Source organism: Rossellomorea sp. NPDC071047 (genome assembly GCF_050270195.1).
GTDB lineage: Bacteria > Bacillota > Bacilli > Bacillales > Bacillaceae_B > Rossellomorea.
On sequence record NZ_JBNNJT010000003.1, the window covers coordinates 1 to 21,699 of the forward strand.

Here is a 21,699-nt window from a genome sequence, read left to right on the forward strand (position 1 = left end):
CCATCAATCCGCTCGACTTGCATGTATTAGGCACGCCGCCAGCGTTCGTCCTGAGCCAGGATCAAACTCTCCGATAAAAGTTTGAATAGCTCTTTTAAAAATAAATCTAGAATTAACGTTGACGTATTGTCTTGTTTTGTTCAGTTTTCAAGGTTCAAGGCTTGTCCACTCCGACAAGAAGCGACTTTATTAATGTAACATATCTTTCGTTCTCGCGTCAACAACTTTTACATTTTATTTTTTCCAAAATGTCGTTTGCTGCATCAGCGACGTTTATAAATATAACATGCTGTTAATGTTATTGCAATATATTTTTAAGGAAAACTTTAAAAACTTAATCAATCATTTCTGTTGTTCTGTTTAACAGTAAACTTCCATATATATTATTACTACGCATTCCTGAAAGGAGATCTATTAATCATGCTTTCTAACGTTGCATTATCTCTATCTTTCATCATGGCTGTGTATCTGTTTGCGTATTCATATGTACAAGCTCTTAAGATAAGTGAAAGCACTACTCCGGTAAGAGGATTAACGTTCATCTTTTCAGTCGTCATGGCGTTTGTGTTTTCTGGTTTTACATACGTATTTTCTTAAAGAGACTCTGTTTAAATGAATAATGTAAAAAGGAGTAAAGGGGCCGTCACTCCTTTACTCCTTTTTTAATGCAGTGCCAGCAGCAACCCTTCTTCCTGGTGCGACTCACCACCAATGGTTAATACCTCTTCCTTAATGAGGGTGGGCTTTAAGGCATAATAGAAATGTTTGGATGGATTCTCTTTCAGCACCCAGATCCACATTGAGTTGTATCCTTGTTTTTTTAGACCTGCAGCGGCATTTCCTAAGAGCTCTTTCCCGATGCCTTTACCTTGATATTCTTCAAGAAGATAAATGGCATACAATTCCCCTTCGTACTCCCCTGAACGCTCTTTCCCAAATGAAACAAAGCCGATGATTTTCCCATCATCCTCTTCACAAACATACGTATGATGAGGTCCGGAAAGAATTTGCACCCACTTTTGTTCTCTTTCTTCTATTGATAAAGATTGAAGATATTCTTCTGAAACGATTCCTTTGTACGTCGTTCTCCAGCTATGGACGTGTACGTATGCTAACCCTGGAGAGTCTTGAAGGTTTGCCTTTCTAAAGCGGAAGTTCTTCATTCTTCTTCACCTCTTTGACTTTTTGGACCATCTTTTTTAATTTCCTTTCTTCTATTAAGAAGAAGGTAACACCGATGATAATGACAAGACCTCCAACCACTTGAGTCATCATCACTTTTTCAGCTAAGAGCCAATAAGCAAGGATTGAAGCGCCGATTGGTTCAAATAGAATGGCCATGGAGATGGTTGAGGTGCTTAACCACTTCAGGGACCAATTGAATAATGAATGACCTAATAGTGTCGGGATAATGGCAAGCAATAGAAAGTAGACCCAATCCTCTTTCGGATATGGCCCTAGGCTTTCGGAACGCATCATGACATACAGGAATAAAACGACTGAGCTTATCGCATAGACCAAATACGTGTAGGTAATGAGGGATAGCCGTTTTCTTATCGTCTGCCCGAACAACAGGTATCCTGTTACAAGAGCGCACGCCACCAAGGCTAAAATATCTCCCCATAGCGCGCTTCCGCTTATCTTAAAATCTCCCCAGCTTATGATGATACTCCCACTGACAGCTAAAACCGCCGAAATGATGGCTCTCCCTGTTAATTTTTCCTGAAAGAACAAGTAAGCCCCGATAAAAGCGAATAACGGCTGCAATGTGACGAGTACCGTAGAACTGGCAACAGAAGTATAATTCAAGGATTCAAACCAGAGTATGAAGTGAAATGCCAGAAAGACCCCGGCTAAAATTGAAAACATCCAATCTCTTAGTGTAATAACTTTCAGTTCCTTCACATACTTTAAGAAAAATACAGGGGACATTAATAGAACTGTGAAAAACAACCGGTAAAAGGCCAAAACACCTGATGGTGCACTCGATACTTTTACCAGGATGGCAGAGGTTGATACGGAGATGACTCCGATTGCGAGTAATAGATACGGATTAACCTTTGTGTCTGACATGACAAACCTCCTGATATGTATTCGTTGCTCCTATTTTATAATCAGCGAGGTTAAATTACTACATGAATTTTCAGGGATAAATGTAGAACTGGAGGGGGCTTGATGGAACTATTAGATACGACATTCATGATAAAGCTGGGTGTATCTGCGGTATTGGGGTTAATTATAGGGCTGGAGAGAGAGTTAAAGCGAAAGCCTGTAGGTTTAAAGACGTCTCTCGTTATATGTATCGTGAGCTGTTTATTAACGATTGTCTCTATAGAATCTGCTTATATTTCTGAGGGATCGGATAAAGTAAACATCACGATGGACCCTTTGCGACTGGCAGCTCAGATTGTTTCAGGGATCGGTTTCTTAGGGGCCGGTGTCATTTTACGAAGAGGGAATGACAGCATTTCCGGGTTAACGACAGCAGCTATGATCTGGGGAGCAGCCGGGATCGGGATCGCTGTTGGAGCGGGCTTCTATATGGAAGCTACGGCAGGTGTGATTCTCTTGATTGTCTCCGTTGAAGTGGTGCCTATTATTATTACGTATTTAGGTCCGAAACGATTGCGGGAAAAAGAGCTGTCACTGCGTGCTACGATCGTGGAGAAAAAAGAGATCAAATCAATTATTGAACGAATTAAAGCTGAAGAAATTTCTATTGAAAATATCCGGATCAAAGACTTAAAGAATCAGCAGCACCTTTTGGAATTGAAAATCATTGTGGACTTCAGAAAGAAGACGGTAGACATATACTATACGATTTCAGAAATAGAAGGGATAAAAGATGTTGAAATTGAAAGCTTATAGAAGGTAAGGAATGAGGATGCATAAACACCCTCGTTCCTTTTTATTTCTTATGAAGCTGGAACTTTTTCACACATTCTAAATCTTGAACAACTTCCAGTACTTCATTAAACCGAAGGGCACTCGGAGTTAATATAAGAAGGGAATATTTAAAGGCATCCACCCCCTCCATTTCATCTCCTTCTTCAATTTGGTATTGAGTGATCTCGATTCCATGATCATGAAGTGCGTCATTTATTGACGTGATATTACCCTTCCCCTTTTGAACGATCAGACTAAGGAGTAGAAGCTTCTTATGCTTCACTTTTTCCTTATAAAAGCTTTCCAGGTTATTCAAGAAGAATAACGTCACGACAATTACCAGGGTTGTAAAGATGGCTAAATAATACATCCCAATGCCGACTACCAACCCTAATCCAGCAACAACCCAAATGCTTGCGGCAGTTGTTAAGCCTCTAACCGTCACGCCTCCATGAACCATAATCGTTCCCGCACCAAGAAAGCCGATTCCGGAGATAACATAGGAGGGAATCCGGCTTGGATCAAAGCCTACTAATTGAGGGTGTTCGTCTAAAAACGGTTCGAATCCATATAGGGAAACAAGCATCAATAAACAGGAGCCGACACCCACAAGAATATGAGTGCGTAAACCAGCCGGGTGATTTTTAAATTCCCTCTCTATACCAATTAAGCCGCTCAGCAGAACGACTAACATAATACGAATAAGAGCAGTGTAAAACTCATCTGGAATCTCCAGATATTCTATCATCTCCATTGTCTTTCCCCTCTCCATCATCTACCTATACTTTTTACCTGGAATGAAGCTTTTAAAACGCAAAAATCAAAAAAACCAGGTGAAGTTCACCTGGTTCTTTCATAAATCATTTAATCGGCTTTTTTAATAGTCCAACCATCACGGCTGTAATGACAGAACCAATCAGTACTGCTAACAGATATAAAAACGGATTCCCTTCCACTACCGGGAATACGAATAATCCACCGTGAGGGGCAGGTAATCCAATCCCAAAGAACATCGCTAACGCTCCTGCGACCGCTGAACCTGTCACAATAGAAGGGATGACCCGGAATGGATCGGCTGCAGCAAACGGAATCGCTCCTTCTGTAATAAAGGATGCCCCCATAAAGTAAGCCGCGATACCCGCTTTCCGCTCATTATCATTGAACTTCTTCTTGAATAGTGTCGTTGCCAGTGCCAACCCCAGTGGCGGTACCATTCCTCCAGCCATGATGGCTGCATGGGGAGCAAGGTTTCCTCCTTCAATCATGGCGATCCCGAATGTAAAGGCCGCTTTGTTGATCGGACCACCCATATCGACTGCCATCATTCCACCTAGAACAAGTCCGAGTAAAATAAGGTTCCCTGTTCCTAATCCATCCAACCAGTTTTGAATACCCGTGTTGACTGCACTCAGTGGCTCCACAAGGAACTGAAGCATGATGAATCCAGTAATGAAAATCCCCAGCAACGGATAGATCAATACCGGTTTGATCCCTTCCAATGAAGGGGGGAAATTATTTGTTAAACGCTTGATTCCGAGAACTACATAACCCGCTAAGAAACCGGCAATAATTCCACCTAAGAACCCGCTTTGACCCGTTGCAGCAATCAACCCGCCAATCATACCAGGAGCAAAGCCAGGTCGATCAGCTATACTCATGGCAATGAATCCCGCTAAGACAGGAACCATTAAGTAGAAGGCATTATCTCCTCCGATTTTCATTAGCATGGCTGCAAATTCATTGTACTCAGGAGAGTCAGGGTTCGCTGACTGAATGCCGAATAAGAATGAGATCGCAATCAGGATCCCTCCCCCTACAACGAATGGAAGCATGTTAGAAACACCATTCATCAAATGCTTGTAAAAGCCTGACTTTGGTTTTTTTTCAGGACCTGCCTGAGTCTCACCAGATTGCTCTTCACCTTTATATAGATGCGCCTCTTGTTTCATAGCCTGATTCAATAATTCTTCAGGACGCCTAATCGCTTCTGCCACAGGAACTTCAATCACAGGCTTTCCTTTAAAACGATTCATTTCCACTTTCGTATCGGCAGCTACGATTATAGCTACAGCGTTTTCAATATCTTCGGAAGTTAAGACGTTCTTTGCTCCCCCGGAACCATTCGTCTCTACTTTTAGATTCACACCAATTTCTTTCGCTTTGGCTTTCAACGCATCTGCTGCCATATACGTATGAGCAATCCCTGTAGGACATGCCGTTACGGCCAGGACCTTTCCTTCGCTTGTGGGAGTTTCAGCAGGGATCTCTTCCTCGTCCTCTTGATCATGAACATTAATAATTTCTAAAACTTCTTCTTTTGATGAAGCATTCACTAACGCTTTGCGTACCTCGGAGTCCATCAGCATAGAAGAAAGACGGCTTAACGCTTCTAAATGTGTTTGATTGGCCCCTTCTGTTGCTGCAATCATGAAGAACAAATGAGCAGGAGCCCCATCGAGAGATTCATAGTCTACTCCTTGTTCTGATTTCCCAAATGCAATCGCAGGTGTTTTGACTGCCGATGTTTTCGCGTGAGGAATGGCGATACCTTCCCCAATACCTGTAGTACTTTGTGCTTCGCGATTAAGAATGGCTTGTTTAAATTCTTTAGGGTCCTCCAGCTTACCGCTTTTATCTAATACGGATACCAATTCATCGATAACGCCCGTTTTGGATGCAGAAGATATATTTAGCTGAATCGTATCTTTCGTCAATAATTCCGTAATTCTCATGTTTGTTCCCCCCCTATTTTTTCGTAATCTGAATTTCTGTAAATAAGCTTTCTACTTTTTCCGATGAGCAAAGACCAATAGAATAAGCCGTGGCAGATCCAGCCGATGTTCCTAAGCGGAATGCATCCTCAATGCTCCAGTCCCTTGTTAGTCCCGCAAGGAATCCGGCAACGGTAGAATCTCCTGCTCCGACCGAGCTTTGCAACTCTCCACTTGGTACGGAAGAATACAATACTTCTTTACTGGTCAGTAAGAGGGCACCTTTTTCCGCCATTGAAACCATCACGTTTTCGACTCCGTAATCCTTCAACTTCTTTCCGTAGTGAATCGCATCATCAACTGACTCAATCTTCACATCAAACATCTCCCCCAGCTCATGATGATTCGGTTTGATCAAGAAGGGATTCAAGGAAAGAACTGGCTGAATCAAGTTCTTCTCGGCATCGATAATCACTTTCGTTCCTTGCTCTTTACATTGTGCAGCAATATCCTGGTAAAATGATTCAGGCAACGATCCAGGTATACTTCCCGCCAGAACGATCATGTCTTCTTCTGTTAATGATGATATTTGCTGGAGTAACTGTTGTATATGTCCCTCACGAATCGTCGGTCCACTACCGTTGATTTCCGTTTCATCATCAGACTTAACCTTTACGTTAATCCGTGAAGCTTCTTCAACCTCTACAAAGTCAGTTTGTATTTTTTCTTTATTTAAAAATTGTTTAATGTACTCACCAGTAAATCCTCCTGCAAATCCAAGAGCAACGCTTTTTACATTCAGTACATGCAAAACACGGGAGACATTGATTCCTTTGCCTCCGGGAAATGCACTTTCTTTCTGACTTCGGTTTAGACCGCCTTTTTGAAAGGAGTCAAGTTCCATAATGTAATCGACAGAAGGGTTTAGTGTTAAGGTATATATCATGGTGTCACAACCTTTATCGTAGTTTGTTTCATCATTGCCGTGTCATGTTCGCCATCAAGTGCGTTCGTTATAATCATGGCTTTATCTAGATCCACGATTTTACTGAAAGCAATTTCTCCAAATTTGGAGTCATCCGTTAAAAACATGGCTTCCCTTGATAATTCAATGGCTATCCGTTTCACCTGGGCCTCCTCGGGATCCGGAGTCGTGAATCCATATTGAGCATGAACCCCGTTCGCCCCCATAAATGCTTTATCAAATCGATACTGGCGTAAGGATTCCACCGCTCCACTTCCGACCATCGCTCTTGTCACCGGCTTTACGTATCCACCGACCATATACGTTTTAAATCCTTTTTGAATGAGTGCCTCCACATGGGTCAACCCGTTCGTCACAACCACAATATCCATTTCCGGAAGATGGTCGATGAGACCCAATGTTGTCGTACCGGCATCCAAAAAGATGCATTCGCCTTCTTCTACGAGGGAAGCAGCATATTGACCGATGGACTGCTTTTCATGAAAGCTTTTGGATGACTTTTCAGAAACGCTCAATTCCTTCAATTTCCCTTGAAGCCTAGCAGCCCCACCATGTATACGTTTCAGAAACTTCTCTTGCTCGAGCTGTGTTAAGTCCCGGCGGATCGTTGACTCAGAAGCGTTCGTAACATCCACAATCTCTTGGATTTTTATCGCATCTTTCTCCTTCAACAAGTCTAAGATGATTCGATGTCTTTCCTCCGTTAACATAGCATTCTCCTACTTTCTCCGTTTCTTGTTACTTTCATTATAATGAGAACGGTTACAAAAATCAATCATTTTTAATCAAAAGTAATCATTTTCTTTCATAAATCAATCAAAATCAACCATGAAGTTACCTGTTAAGTTTCTCCGTTTATTCTCCTGTTGAATTAGACCAAACGACTTACACAATAAAAAAAGCAAGCTCCATCTCACCAAAACTGGTGAATGGAGCTTGCTTAAAGATACATATTTTATTCGTGATTTTCTTCTTGTGAAGCTTCAGGATTTTCTGAGCTCTTTGGATTAGGATTATTATACTGATAATCTGAACGATCTATCGGTTTATACCCTTGGGGTTTATAGAAACGAAGTAAATCTTCATAAACCACTTTATCGGAAAGCTCTAAGCGTTTGTTCGCTTCCTTACTTGCTTCTTCACATGCATTGTTTCCTTCTTCTACAGGTTGACCTGTTTCGTTATCGTAGCAAACTCCTTTAATTTCAGAGTACTTATCTGTAATGACATCACCATTACGGAAAGGTACGATTTGCTTGCGCTCTTCAGAAAGAAGGTCCTGACCAAAGCTTAGATAGTCTTTGGTCTCTTCTCCCAGAAGGTGCATAACTGTAGGGCGAAGATCAATCTGTCCACCATACGTATGGTTAACTCCACCTTCTGCGCCAGAGTTAAGAATGAACAATGGTACACGTTGCAGCTGAGCACTTTCATAGTTACCCACTTCTTTACCTAATACCTCGGACATCGCCTTATTATGGTTATCAGAAATTCCATAGTGATCACCATAAAGGACGATCATCGTATCTTCATATAGACCTTTTTCTTTTAAATCATTCACAAAGTCTTCTAATACCTGATCCATGTAATGAGACGTTTGGAAATATCGATCTACTACACCGTTACCTGTTTCACCCTGAGGGAAATTAGCATCTTCCTCATGACGGTCAAACGGGAAGTGATTGGATAACGTAATGAATTTTGTGTAGAACGGTTGTTTTAAGCTTTCCAGCATCGGAATTGAATCTTCAAAGAACGGCTTATCCTTTAATCCATAAGGAAGCTGTTCTTCTGGATTACTCATATCATAATACGTTGCATCGAAGAATTTGTCATACCCCATTGAACGGTACATCTCAGAACGGTTCCAGAATGTTTTGTAGTTACCGTGGAATACCGCTGACGTATACCCTTTTCCCTTTAGGATCGAAGGAGCTGATTGATACGTATTGTTAGCATGCGTCATGAATACAGCACCTTGAGGAAGAGGGAATAATGAGTTTTCAATAATAAACTCAGAATCAGATGTTTTCCCCTGACCTGTTTGATGGAAGAAGTTATCAAAGTACATCGCTTCTTTACTATCCACTAGAGAGTTCAAGAATGGTGTAACTTCCTCTCCATTTAACTCTCTGCCAATCATAAATGTTTGCAGGGATTCCATGGAGATGTAGATAACGTTTTTCCCTTTGGCTTTACCAAAGTATTCAGGATTTGGCTCTACTTTATTTGCTTTTACGTAATTTTCAACTTCTGACACTTCATTACTGTCGGCCATAGCACGCTTAGCAGACGTTTTAGAGTTTTGAACAATATCATAAATCGTAAAGTTGTGAGTACCAAGATACTTCACCAGATAGTTACGGTCAAAACTGCGAGTCAATAATTCAGGACGATCAATGTTTGCCAACCCTAAGTTCAATAAGAACACCAGGACTGCAGATGTCATGACCGCAAATACTGAACGGAAACGCAATTTCTCCTGTGGCTTCACTTTCTTAAGAACCATCAATCCAATGATAATGAATAGATCTAAGAAATATAAAATATCGATCGGACTGATCAATTCAAGCGCACTGCCACCAAGACCGTTATTCGTTTTAGCCTGTAAAATAACAGGTACTGTAATAAAGTCATTAAAGAATCGGTAGTACACGACGTTCGCGTATAGAACGAAGGACATTAATAAATTAATAACAATAAACGCAATATATCGTCCTTTGCCTTTCCAGAATAATGCGAAGGCAAAGAATAATAGGGCAGAACTTAATGGGTTGAAAAATAAAAGAAAATGCTGAAGCGCATTTTGTATTCCCAAGTTAAATTCAGCTAAATATACGGCATAAGTCTTAATCCAAAATAGTATAACGACTGTAAAGAAGAACGATAACTTCCCAGTACGCATATCATCAAACTGTCTTTTTAAGAAGTTCATGCTTCATCACCTTTTTAATTAGAATTTATTTAAATCATGTATGACTGAAAGTTTATTAAGAATTTGTTTAGCAAATGTAAATTCATTTGAATCAACAACGAGTATTATAACAAAAAATAATTTCATGTGTATAACATTTTGTTGAGATTCGTAACAAAAATATTTCATGAAAATTCGACATTCCGTATTAAAAGAAGCAGGAAAGCTTGAGCTGTCAAGGCTTTGTTCATTTTGAACGATTCGTGAACGACCCATACTTTCCCAATCTTGTGGATATATATACTAGAAATGTTAATAGTGTTTCTATATTGTTTACACAGTGTAAACTTATTCCCCGGAATTCTCTTTTACAAACCTATAGATACACTGAAATTTTTACCATATTCTTTTATTTTCTTACACTAGTACTATGCGCAATCCCCTCTACATTTTTACTTTTTCAAAGTCTGCCTGCACCGGTGGATTTTTTCTTTCATTAAATGGGCGATAAGCCGCTTTGAATTTCTCTTTATAATAAGATTGGCCGCTCGTTGCCTGAACATATCCTTCTATCATCAAAGAAACTGATAGCATTGTGGCAGAAAAGAAAAGAATCGGTGTCAGTGGAACCCACGGTGCTCCTTGAAGGTACCTGAAGGAGTCCCCGATCAGCCCTGACCATTCGTAGGTGATGGACCTTGGAGGATCATGGACCATTTGATAATCTACATCGGTTCCCCCGAGGAACAGGGTCAGTAACCCTAAATGAATAAAGATGATCAGGGTCTGCATGAATTGCTGTCCGAATACGACCACAAGCTTCTCTTTCATTCCGGGTAAAATATGTTTAAAAATGATTCTCCAGTTTCCCGCTCCAAGTGTTTTCGCACTCATGATGAATTCCTGTTTGTAGAGCATAGAGACTTCATTGCCAAACAAAGATGACAAAATGGGCACAATAAGGAAGGTCAAAATCAATATTTCAATGATAAAACGTTCAACGATTGAGTTAGGAAACCCGCCAAACGGTTCCCAAAGAATCGGTTCCAACAAAAAATAGGCTAGTATCGTCAAGGGGATGTAATGGAAGGAATCGATCCAGCCATTGATGTATTTCTTATACTTCACCAGGAAGGTCCCGAGAATGAATCCGATCGGAAGTGCTAATAATACACGTAAAAAGGCAATCACTAATGCGGTTAATATCGTGTACTTGGCCCCGATGATGATCTTACCGAGCATATCAAGCCCCAGTGGATCGGTTCCAAATGGAAATAGCCATTTCGGTGAAATCGGGGAGGATTCCATGACAACACCTTCAACACTAATGAAATACAATCTTCTTACTTCATTCCCCCACACCAGCGTATATATAAAACTGGACACGAGCATGAGGGCTATAAATGTAAATCCGATTAGAAATAATGGATTTTTCCACACACTTTTCTTCATATTATATTTCCTCCCCCTTATTCGCTTTTTTAGAGAGAACGATTTCTCCCACTGAGTAGAAGACAAACAAAGGAATGAAAATGGAAAGAACCGCAATTGTAAACATTTTTGGCTGTAACGTCGACTTTAAGAAGCGTGTTATTCCCGCTATATTGAATAGCAGCTCCAGCACAAATAAATTAGATAGCATAAACCAGATGGTCTTTTTTGATTGAAAGAACACGGAGATAACCGCATTCCTTAATATATGAAAAGTTAATATCACCAGTTTCCCGAGGCCGATGGATTGTGCCAATGTGACATAGTCTTTTCTTTCTTCAGTCTCAAATGAAAGAATAGACATCCTAAACAGTTGAACGGTGGGCAGAATCGCCAAAACCAGAACCGGCAGAAGAAAGGCGCGTTCCATATCAACTGAAGCAATTTCAAAAAACAGTACCCCCGTTTGCTTATAGACAAAAAGAACAAGTAATTGAGCACTCAGGATAACCAATACATCCGGAACAGATTCGAATAAATAAAACATAAACTTGATTCGATTCCGGTTTTTTTGAGAAAACAACATGGTGAGGATCGTGAGGAGAATACTTAAGAAGCTGGCCAGAAGAAAGGCAGAAAACAAGACTAATAACGAATAGGTGATCGGCTCCCATAAATAAGGAAACAAGTCGCGTTCCTTTTGGCCACCGATAATGACATATGTTAATTCCCCTGGGTTAAACAGGGCAAATACGATCTCTTTAATGGATTGCCAATACGCCTGCAACCTCAATTCACGGTGACCGATGCCGGAAAGAAGAACGGGGAGTCCCCCGATAAAAATAATGCCTATGATCGATAAGAAGAATTTAAGTAAAATACTGCCAATACCCCTCAATGGATTGTCCCCCTGTTGGATTATTATTTTTAATAGTATCATAGATCACTGGATTTTATACATATTTTTCCTGTTTATTCAAAGTCGCCATAACCCAAAAAAATGACCGGATTCCCCTCAAGGACTCCGGTCATTTTAGAATTAGACTCTTGTATACAAGCTCTATTCGATGATTCTGCGGGCTGTTACGTAATTTTCTTGATACCAGCTTCTATCCAGGTTTCGCTTAACTACCCCCACGCTCTTGCCGGCGGACATGATTACTTCATTGTTGCCTACGTAAATCGCCGTGTTAACAATCTTTCCATTACTTGAAGAATTCGAGAAGAACACTAAGTCGCCTTTCTCCAACTGGGATTTACTGACGGCTTGTCCTTTTGTTGCTTGAGCTGCTGCAGTTTTATCCTGAAGATCGATGCCGTTCTGTTTAAATACATAATAAGCAAGTCCCGAACTGTTGAAGCTCAATGTACTTTCATCATATGAATATCCATATTGAGCCTTATCCAAAAGATCTTCTGCCAGGCTTGAAACTTCTGTGCCTTTATTTGGGGCAGGGGCAGGAGCAGGCTTGTCTTCAGTGTTCTCTGGTTTTTCTTCAGGTGCTGATGGTTGAACATCAGTCCCTGGTTCAGGTTTTTCCTGAGGGGCAGAAGGTGCCTCAGTTTCTGTCGTTTCAGTATTATCTTCTGTATTGGCTGCTTGAACATCAATCACCCGGCGCGCAGTAACATAATGTTCATCGTAGTAGCCGTTAAGAATAACGCTCTTCTTGATTCCAGATTGAGAACCGGCAGCGTGTACGATCTGATTATTCCCGGCATAAACACCTACATGAACAATCTTTCCGTTACTTGAATTATTCGAAAGGAACACAAGGTCACCTTTTTGAAGGTCTTGACGTTTAACCGGTTCACCCAGTTTTGACTGTTCACTGGCTGTTTTTGACTTAAGGTCGATTCCTACTTGCTTAAACGAATAATAAGTCAGTCCTGCACCATTGAAGGTCAAGGTTTCTTCATTATAGGGCGTACCGTAGGAAGCTTTCCCGATTAAACCTTCCGCAATTTCAACTACCTTTTCTGCAGTTGATGAAGTTGCTTGATCATACATGAAGGAAGGAAGTACACGGCGTGCGGTTTTATAGTTTTTCTGGTAATACTCTTTTCCATCCAGGTCTGAAATAAGAATATCATTCTCTTCGTCTGCCATGTGAATGATCTTGTTATCGCCTATATAAATTCCATTATGAGTAACAGGATCATTATCATTGGGATTTGAGTCAAAGAAAACAATGTCTCCCTTTTGAAGCTGATCCTTTGGTACATACTCACCTAATTGAGCCTGTACGTTCGTATCCCTTGTTGCAAGGTCGATACCGTTCTGTTTGAAGGCATAGTAAATGAATCCACTGCAGCCAAATTGATGTGGCGGATTATAAACATACCTTTCGTATGTCGCTTTACCTATTAAACCCTTTGCAGTCGATATAATATTATCAGCTTTTTGCTCTACCTCAGCTTGTTGGGGAGCCGTTGCTGCATTTGCTTGCTGCACAAGCGGAATAGACACAGAGCTGAACGTCAAAGCAACTGTGCATACCGCTGTTGTCATTAATTTCTTCATGTTTCTACCTCCTGTGAATAAAGTGAAATTTTCTAATAATTATCCACAGAAAGTATAACATTGATTTTCACCCAAAAATGGATGTAATAATTGCCAAGGATGCTTTGTCATACATGCAGGGGTAAGATTATAGGACTTTAAACCCACTTGTTTACTCTTTCATTTTAAAAGACTTTGCAAGCCCTATTAATTCTGTATCCATCATAGAACCCTTAACTAAAAGGATGGTTTTTTCATCTAGCAGATTTTCGACATACTCCTTTACAAGAGCTGTTGTTGCTGCTGTGAATACTTTTCCTTTAAACCCGTATTTTTTCGCCTGATCTGCTAAATGCTTCGTATTTTCCCCGACTGCAATTAAGATATCGATTTTTGCAGAAGCAATTAATTTTCCCAAATCATGATAAACTTTCCTGACATGATTTCCTAAATAGGCAATATCACCTAATAGTAAAGCATTTGTTTTATTATTTCCCAGAGTTTCCAGTACTTCTATGGCTGCTGCGACTGATGTTGGGTTTGAGCTCCACGTATCATCGATGATCGTAGAGGCATTGATGCCCTCTTCAACCTGGAGATGCCGTTCCAGATTTTCAAACGTCCGCAATCGTAAAACGGCTTCCCGAAGATTAAGCCCGATTTTATGGACTGCTGCAAGAGCAAACAGCGCATTGTAAATCTGGTGTTCCCCAAAACCCGGTAAGTACGTTCTGTATGTCTTCTCTTTATGATGCAAGATAAATGACATTCCGTTCTTTTTGTAAACAATATTACTTGCCCTATAATCAGCACCTTCACTTGTTCCACAATAGATAATATCCCCGGTGAAACCTGTGAGAGATATTTTCTTTGTGTTTTTATCCTCACTGTTTAATATAAGAGTGCCATCCTTCCTGACACCTGATACGATCTCGGATTTTGCTTTAATATATCCGTCTAACGTCTTGCATTTATCCAAATGATCGACACCGATCGTCGTAATGATTCCAATCGTAGGCTGAAACACTTTGCAATGATAGTGAAGATTCCCCGGTCCGTTCAGACCCGTTTCGAATACGGCCGCATCTGTATTTTCGTCGATTCCCATTAGATATTGAAAGGATTTCCTGGTGGCATTCCTGCTTCTAGTGGTAGATTGAATGGAATGTGTGGGGGATAAGAGGTGGGAAAGCATTTCTTTGGTAGTGGTTTTTCCACATGTACCTGTAACCGCGACGACCGGCAGTTCAAATAAATGCCGGTAATATCGGGTAAAGGCCCAGAAGGCGTCATCCGCATTTTGGACCCTTATGATACCGGCAGCTTCTATCTCCTTCAGTTCCTCATCGCTTTTATCGGTTACGATGATATAAGGCGAGTATCTTTTCACCTTATCAATGTGAAAGGCTTTGCGTCTTTTTAGAAAAATTAACGTATGTTTCTCTTTTATTCTGTGTAAGTGTGAAACCATTGCATCCTTCACGATGAAATTTTCATCCCCGTATACGAGCTTTCCATTCATCACACCGATCAATTCTTTCAGTGGCAGAGGTTTCATTCTCTCACTCCTGTCCTAATGTTATCGTTCATCATGCTGATTCCTTTCCATGTCATCTTTCTTGATAAAAATGTTCTTTGAGGCCCATTAGGTCATTATCTGTATTTGAACACTTAAACAAACATAAACTATCTGGTGATAATAATGAGATGACCTTTTGATAGACGTCTTTAATATTTAAATATGGGTATACTTCAATGAAAAAGTTTTTTTCTGCTACTCTTTCAGCGACTCTTTTAGCGTTATGTCCATAGGTTATCAGAACATCTATGTCTTGCCTCGAGATCATCTCACCCACTTCTAAATGAGTGTTTGCCGTGTGATCTCCCAACCGCCCGATATCTCCGATCAATACTATCTTTTTCCTGTCATCCGCAATCGATTGAAGAACTTTCAATGCTTCTCTTAATGCTCCGGGAGTTAAACTCCATGTATCATCAATGATAGTTGAACCATTGATCGCCTTCTTCACTTGCAAGTGTTTCTCCAGTACATTAAACGTTTGTAATGCGTTGATGGCATCAGATATTTCCACACCCACATCCATGACAGCACCGATCGCTGCCATCGCATTATAAGCCTGATGCTCACCCAAACAAGGCAGAACCACGGAATATTGTTTATACTCATATGTCATCGTGAACTTGGTTTGACTTGAATCCATTTTTATATCAGTAGCTCTCAAATCTGACCCTGTAGATTTTCCAAAGGAAACCAGCTTCCCTTTATAGTCTTTTAATGGAAGTGTTGCAATATTTTCATCGTCTCCATTTATCAGTAAAGTCCCCTTGTTCTTTAAACCTTCAATGATTTCTCCCTTTGCCAAAATATAATTATCCAATGTTTTACATTTATCCAAATGAAAGATTCCTATGTTCGTGATGATTCCGATGGTAGGCTGGAAGATATCACAATGATATCGAAGATTCCCGGGAGCCCCCAAGCCGGTTTCGAAGACACCAACGTCTGTATCCTCATCGATTCCCATCAGATATTCGAAGGACTTCCTTGGCGCATTTCTGCTTCTTACAGTGGACTGAACGGAATACTGCTTTTGTAAAATATGAACAATCATATCTTTAGTCGTTGTTTTACCATCCGTTCCAGTAATGGCAATAACGGGTATGCTGAATAACCCTCTATAATATTCAGCAAATGCAAATATGGCCTTTCTTATATTTTCCACCTCAATCACCGCAAAGGCTTCCTGATATTTCTCCCTGCTATTCTTTGCATCACTAATGATGACAAAGGGTTCTAGATGTTGTATTTTTTCATAGTTGAATGGCTTCCTTCTATCTAAAAAGATCATGGTGTGGCTCTGAATGATGGGATGGAGATGATGAATGACTGCATCTTTCACCACTACATCCTTTGAACCATGAACCAAGTGCCCTCCCACCACCTCTATTACTTCCTTTAGCTGTAAACGTTTCACGATTCACCCCTCCCTTTTCCATTCTTACTCAGGTTCCATCAAGCGTTTTCTTAATCTCATCAAGGGTCTACTTCCGGCCCGGCACTTCACCAGCACATATGTGTCTTCATCCAGATGATTCAAAATCGTTTTTTCCATCCCTTTTATACTGGTAAAAGGATACACGATGATATCTTGACTTTCCCTTGCTGCCTGCTCCGCTATATACTGCGCTTTCTTTCCATACGTGATCAGGACATCTATTCCACATTCGACCACGTATTTTCCGATTTGCTTGTGTACATCCTTTGACTCTTCGCCAAGCCTTTCGATATTTCCGAGTAGAGCAACCCGTTTCTTACCTTTTCCTATAATAGAAAGGGTTTTAATGGCTTCCCTTAATGAGGTAGGGTTGACGTTCCAAGTATCATCGATGATGGTTGAACCGTTCCGTCCCTTACACAGTTCAAAGTGTCTTTCAATATTTTCAAAGCTACTTAACCTTCTGATTCCCGTTTCAATGTCTTCCCCAAGTTCCATCGCTGCCCGTAAAGCAGCCAATCCATTGTAGACGTGATGCTCCCCGATTTGAGGGATAAAGGCAGGGTATTCTTTGCCGTTTGCTTGTAAGGTGAAACGGGTTCCTTCTTCACTGATGGATATTGAGGTTCCCCTGAAGTCAGAATGCTTATGGATACTGAAATAATGAACGGTTCCTTTATACTCCTCCAAGCTGATTTTAGAAATGTTCGGATCATCTGCATTTAAGAGTAGCGTTCCTTTATTCTGCAATCCTTCAAGCATTTCAGCTTTAGCTGCAAGGTATCCTTCGAAGGTCTTGCAACGATCAAGATGGTAACTTCCGATGTTGGTAATGATCCCTATGTCCGGTTGATAAACCTTACAGTGATAGCGTAGATCACCCGGTCCGCCCAAGCCTGTTTCGAATATCCCGAAGTCTGTGCTTTCATTTATCTTCATAAGGTATTCAAAAGACCTATGGGGGGCGTTATCATTCCACTCCGTTGAAGTGACAGAATGATTCTCCTCCATAATATGAGTAAGCATCTCCCGGGTCGTTGTTTTCCCGCATGTCCCTGTGATGGCCACTATCGGGAGTGAGCATACTTTCCGGTAATCTGTTACAAACTTCATAAAGGCTTCTCTAACATTTCCTACTTGGATGATGGTCAATCCCTCATCCCCTATTACAGCATCTTGATCATGATCTGTTATCACGGCGCAAGGAGCATTTCTTATCATTCTCTTCCATTTTTTCTCACTGATCGCCTTCCTTTTATCCATGAAAACCAGTGTATGACTCTTCTTTAACTTATGCTGATGGAAAATGATCGCATCATGGATGTCCATATTTTCAGAGCCGCTTATCAGCCTTCCATTCAACAGCCTTTTGATATCCGTTAATTTCAGCGTTATCATTTCGTTCCTCCTGCTCATCTAGTAATCTAATCTACAAACATCAAAACATCTGTATATTTCGTTGACCTGCTTTCTGTTTTCTTAAATCCGTAAGATAAGAAGCATCCTAAAGACATTTTGGTACAGGAAGCTTTAATCTTTCTCACATTGAATTTCTTTACGTAGTTCAATCTCGTTTCAAAGAGTTTTCGATAGATGCCCCTCCGTCTGTATTCCCCCCGTACATAATCACTTTTAAATACCGCTTTTCCATGCTTCTCTCTTATATAACAAGAAACAAAGCCAGCCATCTCTCCATCCACTATTGCACAAAACCACACAGATCCCGGTACGTCATTCACCCTCATTCCATCTTTACCAGCAAGTAGAATGAGAGGTTCCAGCTCCTTAAATGTGGATTTCTCGATCGATATATTAATGGGTATACACCTCTTTCTGACCTGTTAATAGCTTCTATGTATTAGTGTATGTACAAGTTTTCCAGGAGGAAACGGCTAAAGGCTATTTACATAAGGCTGTTGCCACAAGATTGCTGCCCCTTGTGTTTTCAAGAAATCGGGTGAGTCGAAAAGCAGGTGAGGTTTGCAAAGTCATCCGGCAGTGAAAATGCATCATTTTGTCCTAAAGGGACACTTGTCCATAGCAGAATGACCTCCCCTTGAATTAACTATAGAAAGGAGGCTTTGACTACATGGGAAGTACTATACTTTCTTATAGAAAACTAGAAGCATTAATAGAGAAGAAAACGAAACAGTGTCCACTCCTTTCCCTCTCCTCAATCGGCAAGTCCATTGAGGGGCGGGACATTTGGTGTGTTACGATTCAAAAGCCAACCGATTCCGGAACAAAAATAGTTCAAAACAGGAAAAGCTCTGTAAGGGGACGTAAGAAAATACCCATTGTCATTACCGCTTCCATTCATGGACATGAAGCCACCGGATCGACAGCTTTACTGCGTTTTTTGAATAAGATTCAAAGAGATGGCGATAGTACGAAATGGCTGGATGATTTGATCGTATTTTGTGTCATTTGCTGTAACCCGGACGGATATGTGCATAATACCCGCTATAATGCAGAGGGATTTGATATTAACAGGGATTTCATTACGCAATCACAGCCTGAAACAGAGAGCATCGTCAAGCTCATTGTGAAGGAAAAACCGGCAGTCGTATTGGACTTGCATGGGTATGTATGGAAAGAATCCTCTCACATAGGTTTGATCGAACCCTGTACCCCACCTCACAACCCGGCATATGAATATGATTTATATCTGAAAGGGGCACTGCCCCTTGCTCAGCACATGGAAGCCTTTCTAATAGAAGAAAAGGAAAAGTTTTCTTCAAAGAGGTTCAAGTCGATAAAAGGGACGTACATCCCTTACCGAGATGGAAAAGGGGGATGGGATGACTATAGTCCATATGGCTGTTCGATGTATTCCATGCTGCATGGTGCACTCGGGATGACCATTGAATCACCGAGCCGCTCAGAGGATGGCATCACCTGGCTTCTATTAGCTCTTTCAGCTGCTCTTAGCTATATTTCAAAGCACAGAGAGGAAATGAACAACAATCAAGCTGCCTTTTTCCAGCGTGGAATCAAGAATGTTCATCCCACGCACTCACCTGGTCACTTCCCCAAGTACTACTTACTGGCAGAAAAGGGCGAGCGTCAATCAGGTTTCAGGAAACTAACCCGACATCTCCAGAAGAATGGAATAAAGCTATACTCCTCTACGAAAGATTTCACGTATGAAGGACAGTCATTTCCAGCAGGCACCACCATCGTTCCAATGAATCAAGCACGTGCGAATTTAGCTTACTGTTTCCTAACGCAAGGGGAAGATCTCTCGTCAGGATCTGAAAGAATATCTGAATTTTGCGCCTGGAGTCTTCCATTAAGCTGGGGGGTAAACTGTCACCCTGTATTTGAAAAGGTAGATGCAGGTATGAAACCTTTCAAATTTGTGGAGAAAGGCTCTAAACCCGAAGAAGCTGTTGCACCTGTTTCTGTAGGCATCCTTATAGATGATGGTCTTTTTCATAAAAAGGCTCATTCAGGGTTGAAGCTTGCCCTGCAGCAAATGAATATCCCGTTCCACGAATTCAGGGCGAAGGATTTAGCCTCAGAAAAAGCATTATCCTCTGTGAATGTTCTTGTTTACAACGGGTATGAGCACTTATTTTATCCTCCATTAAAAATAAGGAGTGTTTACCGCGATTTCGTACTTGATTCCCCCGCTCAACAGGAAGCCTGCCGTAATAACCTTCATACCTTTGTACAAAAGGGTGGAAAAGTGATCGGAATAGGCGCTGGTGCTTCCAAGGCCTTGACCTCAATTCTTGAGCTGAGTGAAGCTGAAGTTCATTCAGGCGGCTGGAATAAAAATGCATTATTGCAGATTCACTATGAGAACCATCCGATAACGAAAGGATATCCCGCTGAAGATACCGGTTTTGTATACCGGCCAGCCTGGTTTACGAATACGGGCAATATGAAGGTGGTCGCAAGATTTAAGAATAATCCTGATTCGTTACTTGCAGGATACTGGCCTGACTATGATCAAGCACAAGGAAAGGCTGCAATCATCACGAGCCAATCGGGAAATGTCATTCTTTTTGGGCTGGAGGTTTGCTTCAGGGGACACACAAGTTATCTCTATAGACTTTTATGGAATAGCATCTATTCATGAGTTGAATGATGTAAAAAAGGCGATGTTCCTCATCACAAGTGTCGTTCCCTAAACAGGACGACCATCATTTACTAGTAAAGAAGAAAATACTTTAGGGAGGTTAGTCAATTGATTCGAATTGGAATGCTGCACCACCGAAAGCATCCTGATAGTGTTATTAAATCATACGCTTATGCAGCTGTTGCCAAAGCAGAAGGAACGCAGATGGTCTATTTTTCTCCAGGGGGAGTAAATTTAATAACGAAAACCATTTCCGGATTTGAATATAAAGACGGAAAGTGGGTGGAGGGAACCTTTCCGTTTCCTGATGTTATCTATAACACAGGAAGCCCTGAAAAGCTTGCTAAATCCAATGACGTTATTCAGAAGCTGAAGAAGACTATTCCATTTACCACCCATTCGATCGGCAATAAAATGGCGGTCTATAAACGACTGAAGGAAGCTGGAGAGTTCACACAATATTTGATTCCCTCAGAGGTCGTAAGAGGGACGAATCACTTCTTTTCTTTTTTGGAAGCCTATCGGAAGATTGTCTTTAAACCTGTAAACGGGCGTAAAGGTATATCTATCATTTATATTGAACGTGTCGGAAATGATTTCAGAGTGTTACTGAACTCAGACGATCATCTTTATTCCTATGATGAATTAAAGGCATTTGTTTCAGCTAATATTGAAGAAGAAGAATTTCTCGTCCAGCCTTATATCAATTGCAGGACAAAAGATGGAAGCGTATTTGACTTTCGTCTACACGTTCAAAAAGACGGTGATGGGAAATGGGTCATTACCTCTATCTATCCGAGAATCGGCGCACCGGGAACAATTGTCTCAAACATTAACAGCGGTGGTTCGATGAATTATCTGGTTCCTTTTTTGAAGCAGGAATTTGGAGATCATGATTACTTTAACATTAAGCGCTATTTAGAAAACTTTTCTTTGCTCCTTGCCCGTCATTTGGACGAATTGCAACAGGAACGTTATTCAGAAAGCATTGATGAGCTTGGAATTGATGTTGCTTTGGATGACCTGGGGAAAATATGGATCTATGAAGTGAACTGGAGACCAGGATGTCCCCCGACCTTTTATCTTGAGATGGATGTTGTCAAAAACACCATACAATACTGCATCTATTTAGCCAAGGAAAAATCCAAGTAAATAATGAAAGGAG

The 21,699-nt window shown here is 40.9% G+C and carries 18 protein-coding genes and 1 rRNA gene; 4 read left to right on the forward strand and 15 right to left on the reverse strand.

The annotated features are described in order from the left end of the window. Window positions 1–77, reverse strand: a 16S ribosomal RNA gene (locus ACQKFO_RS12035); the annotation flags it as partial. Window positions 78–420: 343 nt separating this feature from the next. On the opposite strand from ACQKFO_RS12035, the gene ACQKFO_RS12040 reads away from it, so the two are divergent. Continuing rightward, the gene (locus ACQKFO_RS12040) at window positions 421–597 is read left to right on the forward strand and encodes a hypothetical protein (RefSeq protein ID WP_427598923.1); all 177 of its coding nucleotides are present in this window, start codon (window positions 421–423) and stop codon (window positions 595–597) included. Window positions 598–662: 65 nt separating this feature from the next. Here the strand turns inward: ACQKFO_RS12040 and ACQKFO_RS12045 are convergent, their stop codons facing one another. After that, window positions 663–1,163 carry an N-acetyltransferase family protein gene (locus tag ACQKFO_RS12045; RefSeq protein ID WP_427598924.1) on the reverse strand — a complete coding sequence of 167 codons (501 nt, stop codon included), beginning with the start codon at window positions 1,161–1,163 and terminating at the stop codon, window positions 663–665. Next, window positions 1,144–2,073, reverse strand: coding sequence for a DMT family transporter (locus ACQKFO_RS12050; RefSeq protein ID WP_427598925.1), 930 nt, complete (start codon window positions 2,071–2,073; stop codon window positions 1,144–1,146). The genes ACQKFO_RS12045 and ACQKFO_RS12050 overlap by 20 nt, the downstream gene beginning before the upstream one ends. 102 nt (window positions 2,074–2,175) lie before the next feature. Here ACQKFO_RS12050 and ACQKFO_RS12055 point away from each other — a divergent pair, with 102 nt between their 5' ends. Beyond that, window positions 2,176–2,868 (forward strand): MgtC/SapB family protein, encoded by a 693-nt coding sequence (locus ACQKFO_RS12055; RefSeq protein WP_427598927.1) that lies wholly within the window; start codon window positions 2,176–2,178, stop codon window positions 2,866–2,868. A 40-nt stretch (window positions 2,869–2,908) separates the two neighbouring features. On the opposite strand, the gene ACQKFO_RS12060 is transcribed toward ACQKFO_RS12055, so the two are convergent. The 12 genes from ACQKFO_RS12060 to ACQKFO_RS12115 form a co-directional block, all read right to left on the reverse strand. Continuing rightward, complete coding sequence (locus tag ACQKFO_RS12060) at window positions 2,909–3,634, reverse strand: MgtC/SapB family protein (RefSeq protein WP_427599495.1); 726 nt, start codon at window positions 3,632–3,634, stop codon at window positions 2,909–2,911. A gap of 112 nt (window positions 3,635–3,746) precedes the next feature. Next, entirely contained in the window at window positions 3,747–5,618 is a 1,872-nt protein-coding gene (locus tag ACQKFO_RS12065) for a PTS fructose transporter subunit IIABC (protein WP_427598929.1), read from the reverse strand. A 13-nt stretch (window positions 5,619–5,631) separates the two neighbouring features. Continuing rightward, on the reverse strand, window positions 5,632–6,543 hold the full coding sequence (pfkB, locus tag ACQKFO_RS12070) for a 1-phosphofructokinase (RefSeq protein ID WP_427598931.1): 912 nt from the start codon (window positions 6,541–6,543) through the stop codon (window positions 5,632–5,634). After that, window positions 6,540–7,292 (reverse strand): DeoR/GlpR family DNA-binding transcription regulator, encoded by a 753-nt coding sequence (locus tag ACQKFO_RS12075; protein ID WP_427598933.1) that lies wholly within the window; start codon window positions 7,290–7,292, stop codon window positions 6,540–6,542. The genes pfkB and ACQKFO_RS12075 overlap by 4 nt, the downstream gene beginning before the upstream one ends. Window positions 7,293–7,537: 245 nt before the next feature. Then, window positions 7,538–9,517: an LTA synthase family protein gene (locus tag ACQKFO_RS12080; protein WP_427598935.1), complete on the reverse strand. Its 1,980-nt coding sequence runs from the start codon at window positions 9,515–9,517 to the stop codon at window positions 7,538–7,540. A gap of 423 nt (window positions 9,518–9,940) precedes the next feature. Next, window positions 9,941–10,948, reverse strand: coding sequence for an ABC transporter permease (locus tag ACQKFO_RS12085; protein WP_427598937.1), 1,008 nt, complete (start codon window positions 10,946–10,948; stop codon window positions 9,941–9,943). 1 nt (window position 10,949) lies between these two features. After that, window positions 10,950–11,825 carry an ABC transporter permease subunit gene (locus tag ACQKFO_RS12090; RefSeq protein ID WP_427598939.1) on the reverse strand — a complete coding sequence of 292 codons (876 nt, stop codon included), beginning with the start codon at window positions 11,823–11,825 and terminating at the stop codon, window positions 10,950–10,952. Window positions 11,826–11,987: 162 nt separating this feature from the next. Further along, on the reverse strand, window positions 11,988–13,451 hold the full coding sequence (locus ACQKFO_RS12095) for a C40 family peptidase (protein WP_427598940.1): 1,464 nt from the start codon (window positions 13,449–13,451) through the stop codon (window positions 11,988–11,990). Between the two features lie 151 nt (window positions 13,452–13,602). Continuing rightward, entirely contained in the window at window positions 13,603–14,988 is a 1,386-nt protein-coding gene (locus ACQKFO_RS12100) for a Mur ligase family protein (RefSeq protein WP_427598941.1), read from the reverse strand. A 52-nt stretch (window positions 14,989–15,040) separates the two neighbouring features. Further along, the gene (locus ACQKFO_RS12105; protein ID WP_427598943.1) at window positions 15,041–16,426 is read right to left on the reverse strand and encodes a Mur ligase family protein; all 1,386 of its coding nucleotides are present in this window, start codon (window positions 16,424–16,426) and stop codon (window positions 15,041–15,043) included. A gap of 24 nt (window positions 16,427–16,450) precedes the next feature. Then, complete coding sequence (locus tag ACQKFO_RS12110) at window positions 16,451–17,845, reverse strand: UDP-N-acetylmuramoyl-tripeptide--D-alanyl-D-alanine ligase (RefSeq protein ID WP_427598944.1); 1,395 nt, start codon at window positions 17,843–17,845, stop codon at window positions 16,451–16,453. 26 nt (window positions 17,846–17,871) lie between these two features. Beyond that, window positions 17,872–18,186: a GNAT family N-acetyltransferase gene (locus tag ACQKFO_RS12115; RefSeq protein WP_427598945.1), complete on the reverse strand. Its 315-nt coding sequence runs from the start codon at window positions 18,184–18,186 to the stop codon at window positions 17,872–17,874. 350 nt (window positions 18,187–18,536) lie between these two features. Between ACQKFO_RS12115 and ACQKFO_RS12120 the strand changes: the two genes are divergently transcribed. Together ACQKFO_RS12120 and ACQKFO_RS12125 are read left to right on the forward strand one after the other, a co-directional pair. Next, window positions 18,537–20,534 (forward strand): DUF2817 domain-containing protein, encoded by a 1,998-nt coding sequence (locus ACQKFO_RS12120; protein ID WP_427598947.1) that lies wholly within the window; start codon window positions 18,537–18,539, stop codon window positions 20,532–20,534. A gap of 108 nt (window positions 20,535–20,642) precedes the next feature. Beyond that, window positions 20,643–21,686: a YheC/YheD family protein gene (locus ACQKFO_RS12125; RefSeq protein WP_427598948.1), complete on the forward strand. Its 1,044-nt coding sequence runs from the start codon at window positions 20,643–20,645 to the stop codon at window positions 21,684–21,686. Window positions 21,687–21,699 lie beyond the last annotated feature (13 nt).

Excerpts from the sequence above, each read along its gene's own strand:
- ACQKFO_RS12045 (WP_427598924.1), bottom strand. The coding sequence starts at position 1,163 with ATGAAGAACTTCCGCTTTAGAAAGGCAAACCTTCAAGACTCTCCAGGG.
- ACQKFO_RS12060 (WP_427599495.1), bottom strand. The coding sequence starts at position 3,634 with ATGATAGAATATCTGGAGATTCCAGATGAGTTTTACACTGCTCTTATT.
- ACQKFO_RS12065 (WP_427598929.1), bottom strand. The coding sequence starts at position 5,618 with ATGAGAATTACGGAATTATTGACGAAAGATACGATTCAGCTAAATATA.
- ACQKFO_RS12085 (WP_427598937.1), bottom strand. The coding sequence starts at position 10,948 with ATGAAGAAAAGTGTGTGGAAAAATCCATTATTTCTAATCGGATTTACA.
- ACQKFO_RS12095 (WP_427598940.1), bottom strand. The coding sequence starts at position 13,451 with ATGAAGAAATTAATGACAACAGCGGTATGCACAGTTGCTTTGACGTTC.
- ACQKFO_RS12100 (WP_427598941.1), bottom strand. The coding sequence starts at position 14,988 with ATGAAACCTCTGCCACTGAAAGAATTGATCGGTGTGATGAATGGAAAG.
- ACQKFO_RS12075 (WP_427598933.1), bottom strand. The coding sequence starts at position 7,292 with ATGTTAACGGAGGAAAGACATCGAATCATCTTAGACTTGTTGAAGGAG.
- ACQKFO_RS12080 (WP_427598935.1), bottom strand. The coding sequence starts at position 9,517 with ATGAACTTCTTAAAAAGACAGTTTGATGATATGCGTACTGGGAAGTTA.
- ACQKFO_RS12050 (WP_427598925.1), bottom strand. The coding sequence starts at position 2,073 with ATGTCAGACACAAAGGTTAATCCGTATCTATTACTCGCAATCGGAGTC.
- ACQKFO_RS12110 (WP_427598944.1), bottom strand. The coding sequence starts at position 17,845 with ATGATAACGCTGAAATTAACGGATATCAAAAGGCTGTTGAATGGAAGG.
- ACQKFO_RS12040 (WP_427598923.1), top strand. The coding sequence starts at position 421 with ATGCTTTCTAACGTTGCATTATCTCTATCTTTCATCATGGCTGTGTAT.
- ACQKFO_RS12120 (WP_427598947.1), top strand. The coding sequence starts at position 18,537 with ATGGGAAGTACTATACTTTCTTATAGAAAACTAGAAGCATTAATAGAG.
- ACQKFO_RS12055 (WP_427598927.1), top strand. The coding sequence starts at position 2,176 with ATGGAACTATTAGATACGACATTCATGATAAAGCTGGGTGTATCTGCG.
- pfkB (WP_427598931.1), bottom strand. The coding sequence starts at position 6,543 with ATGATATATACCTTAACACTAAACCCTTCTGTCGATTACATTATGGAA.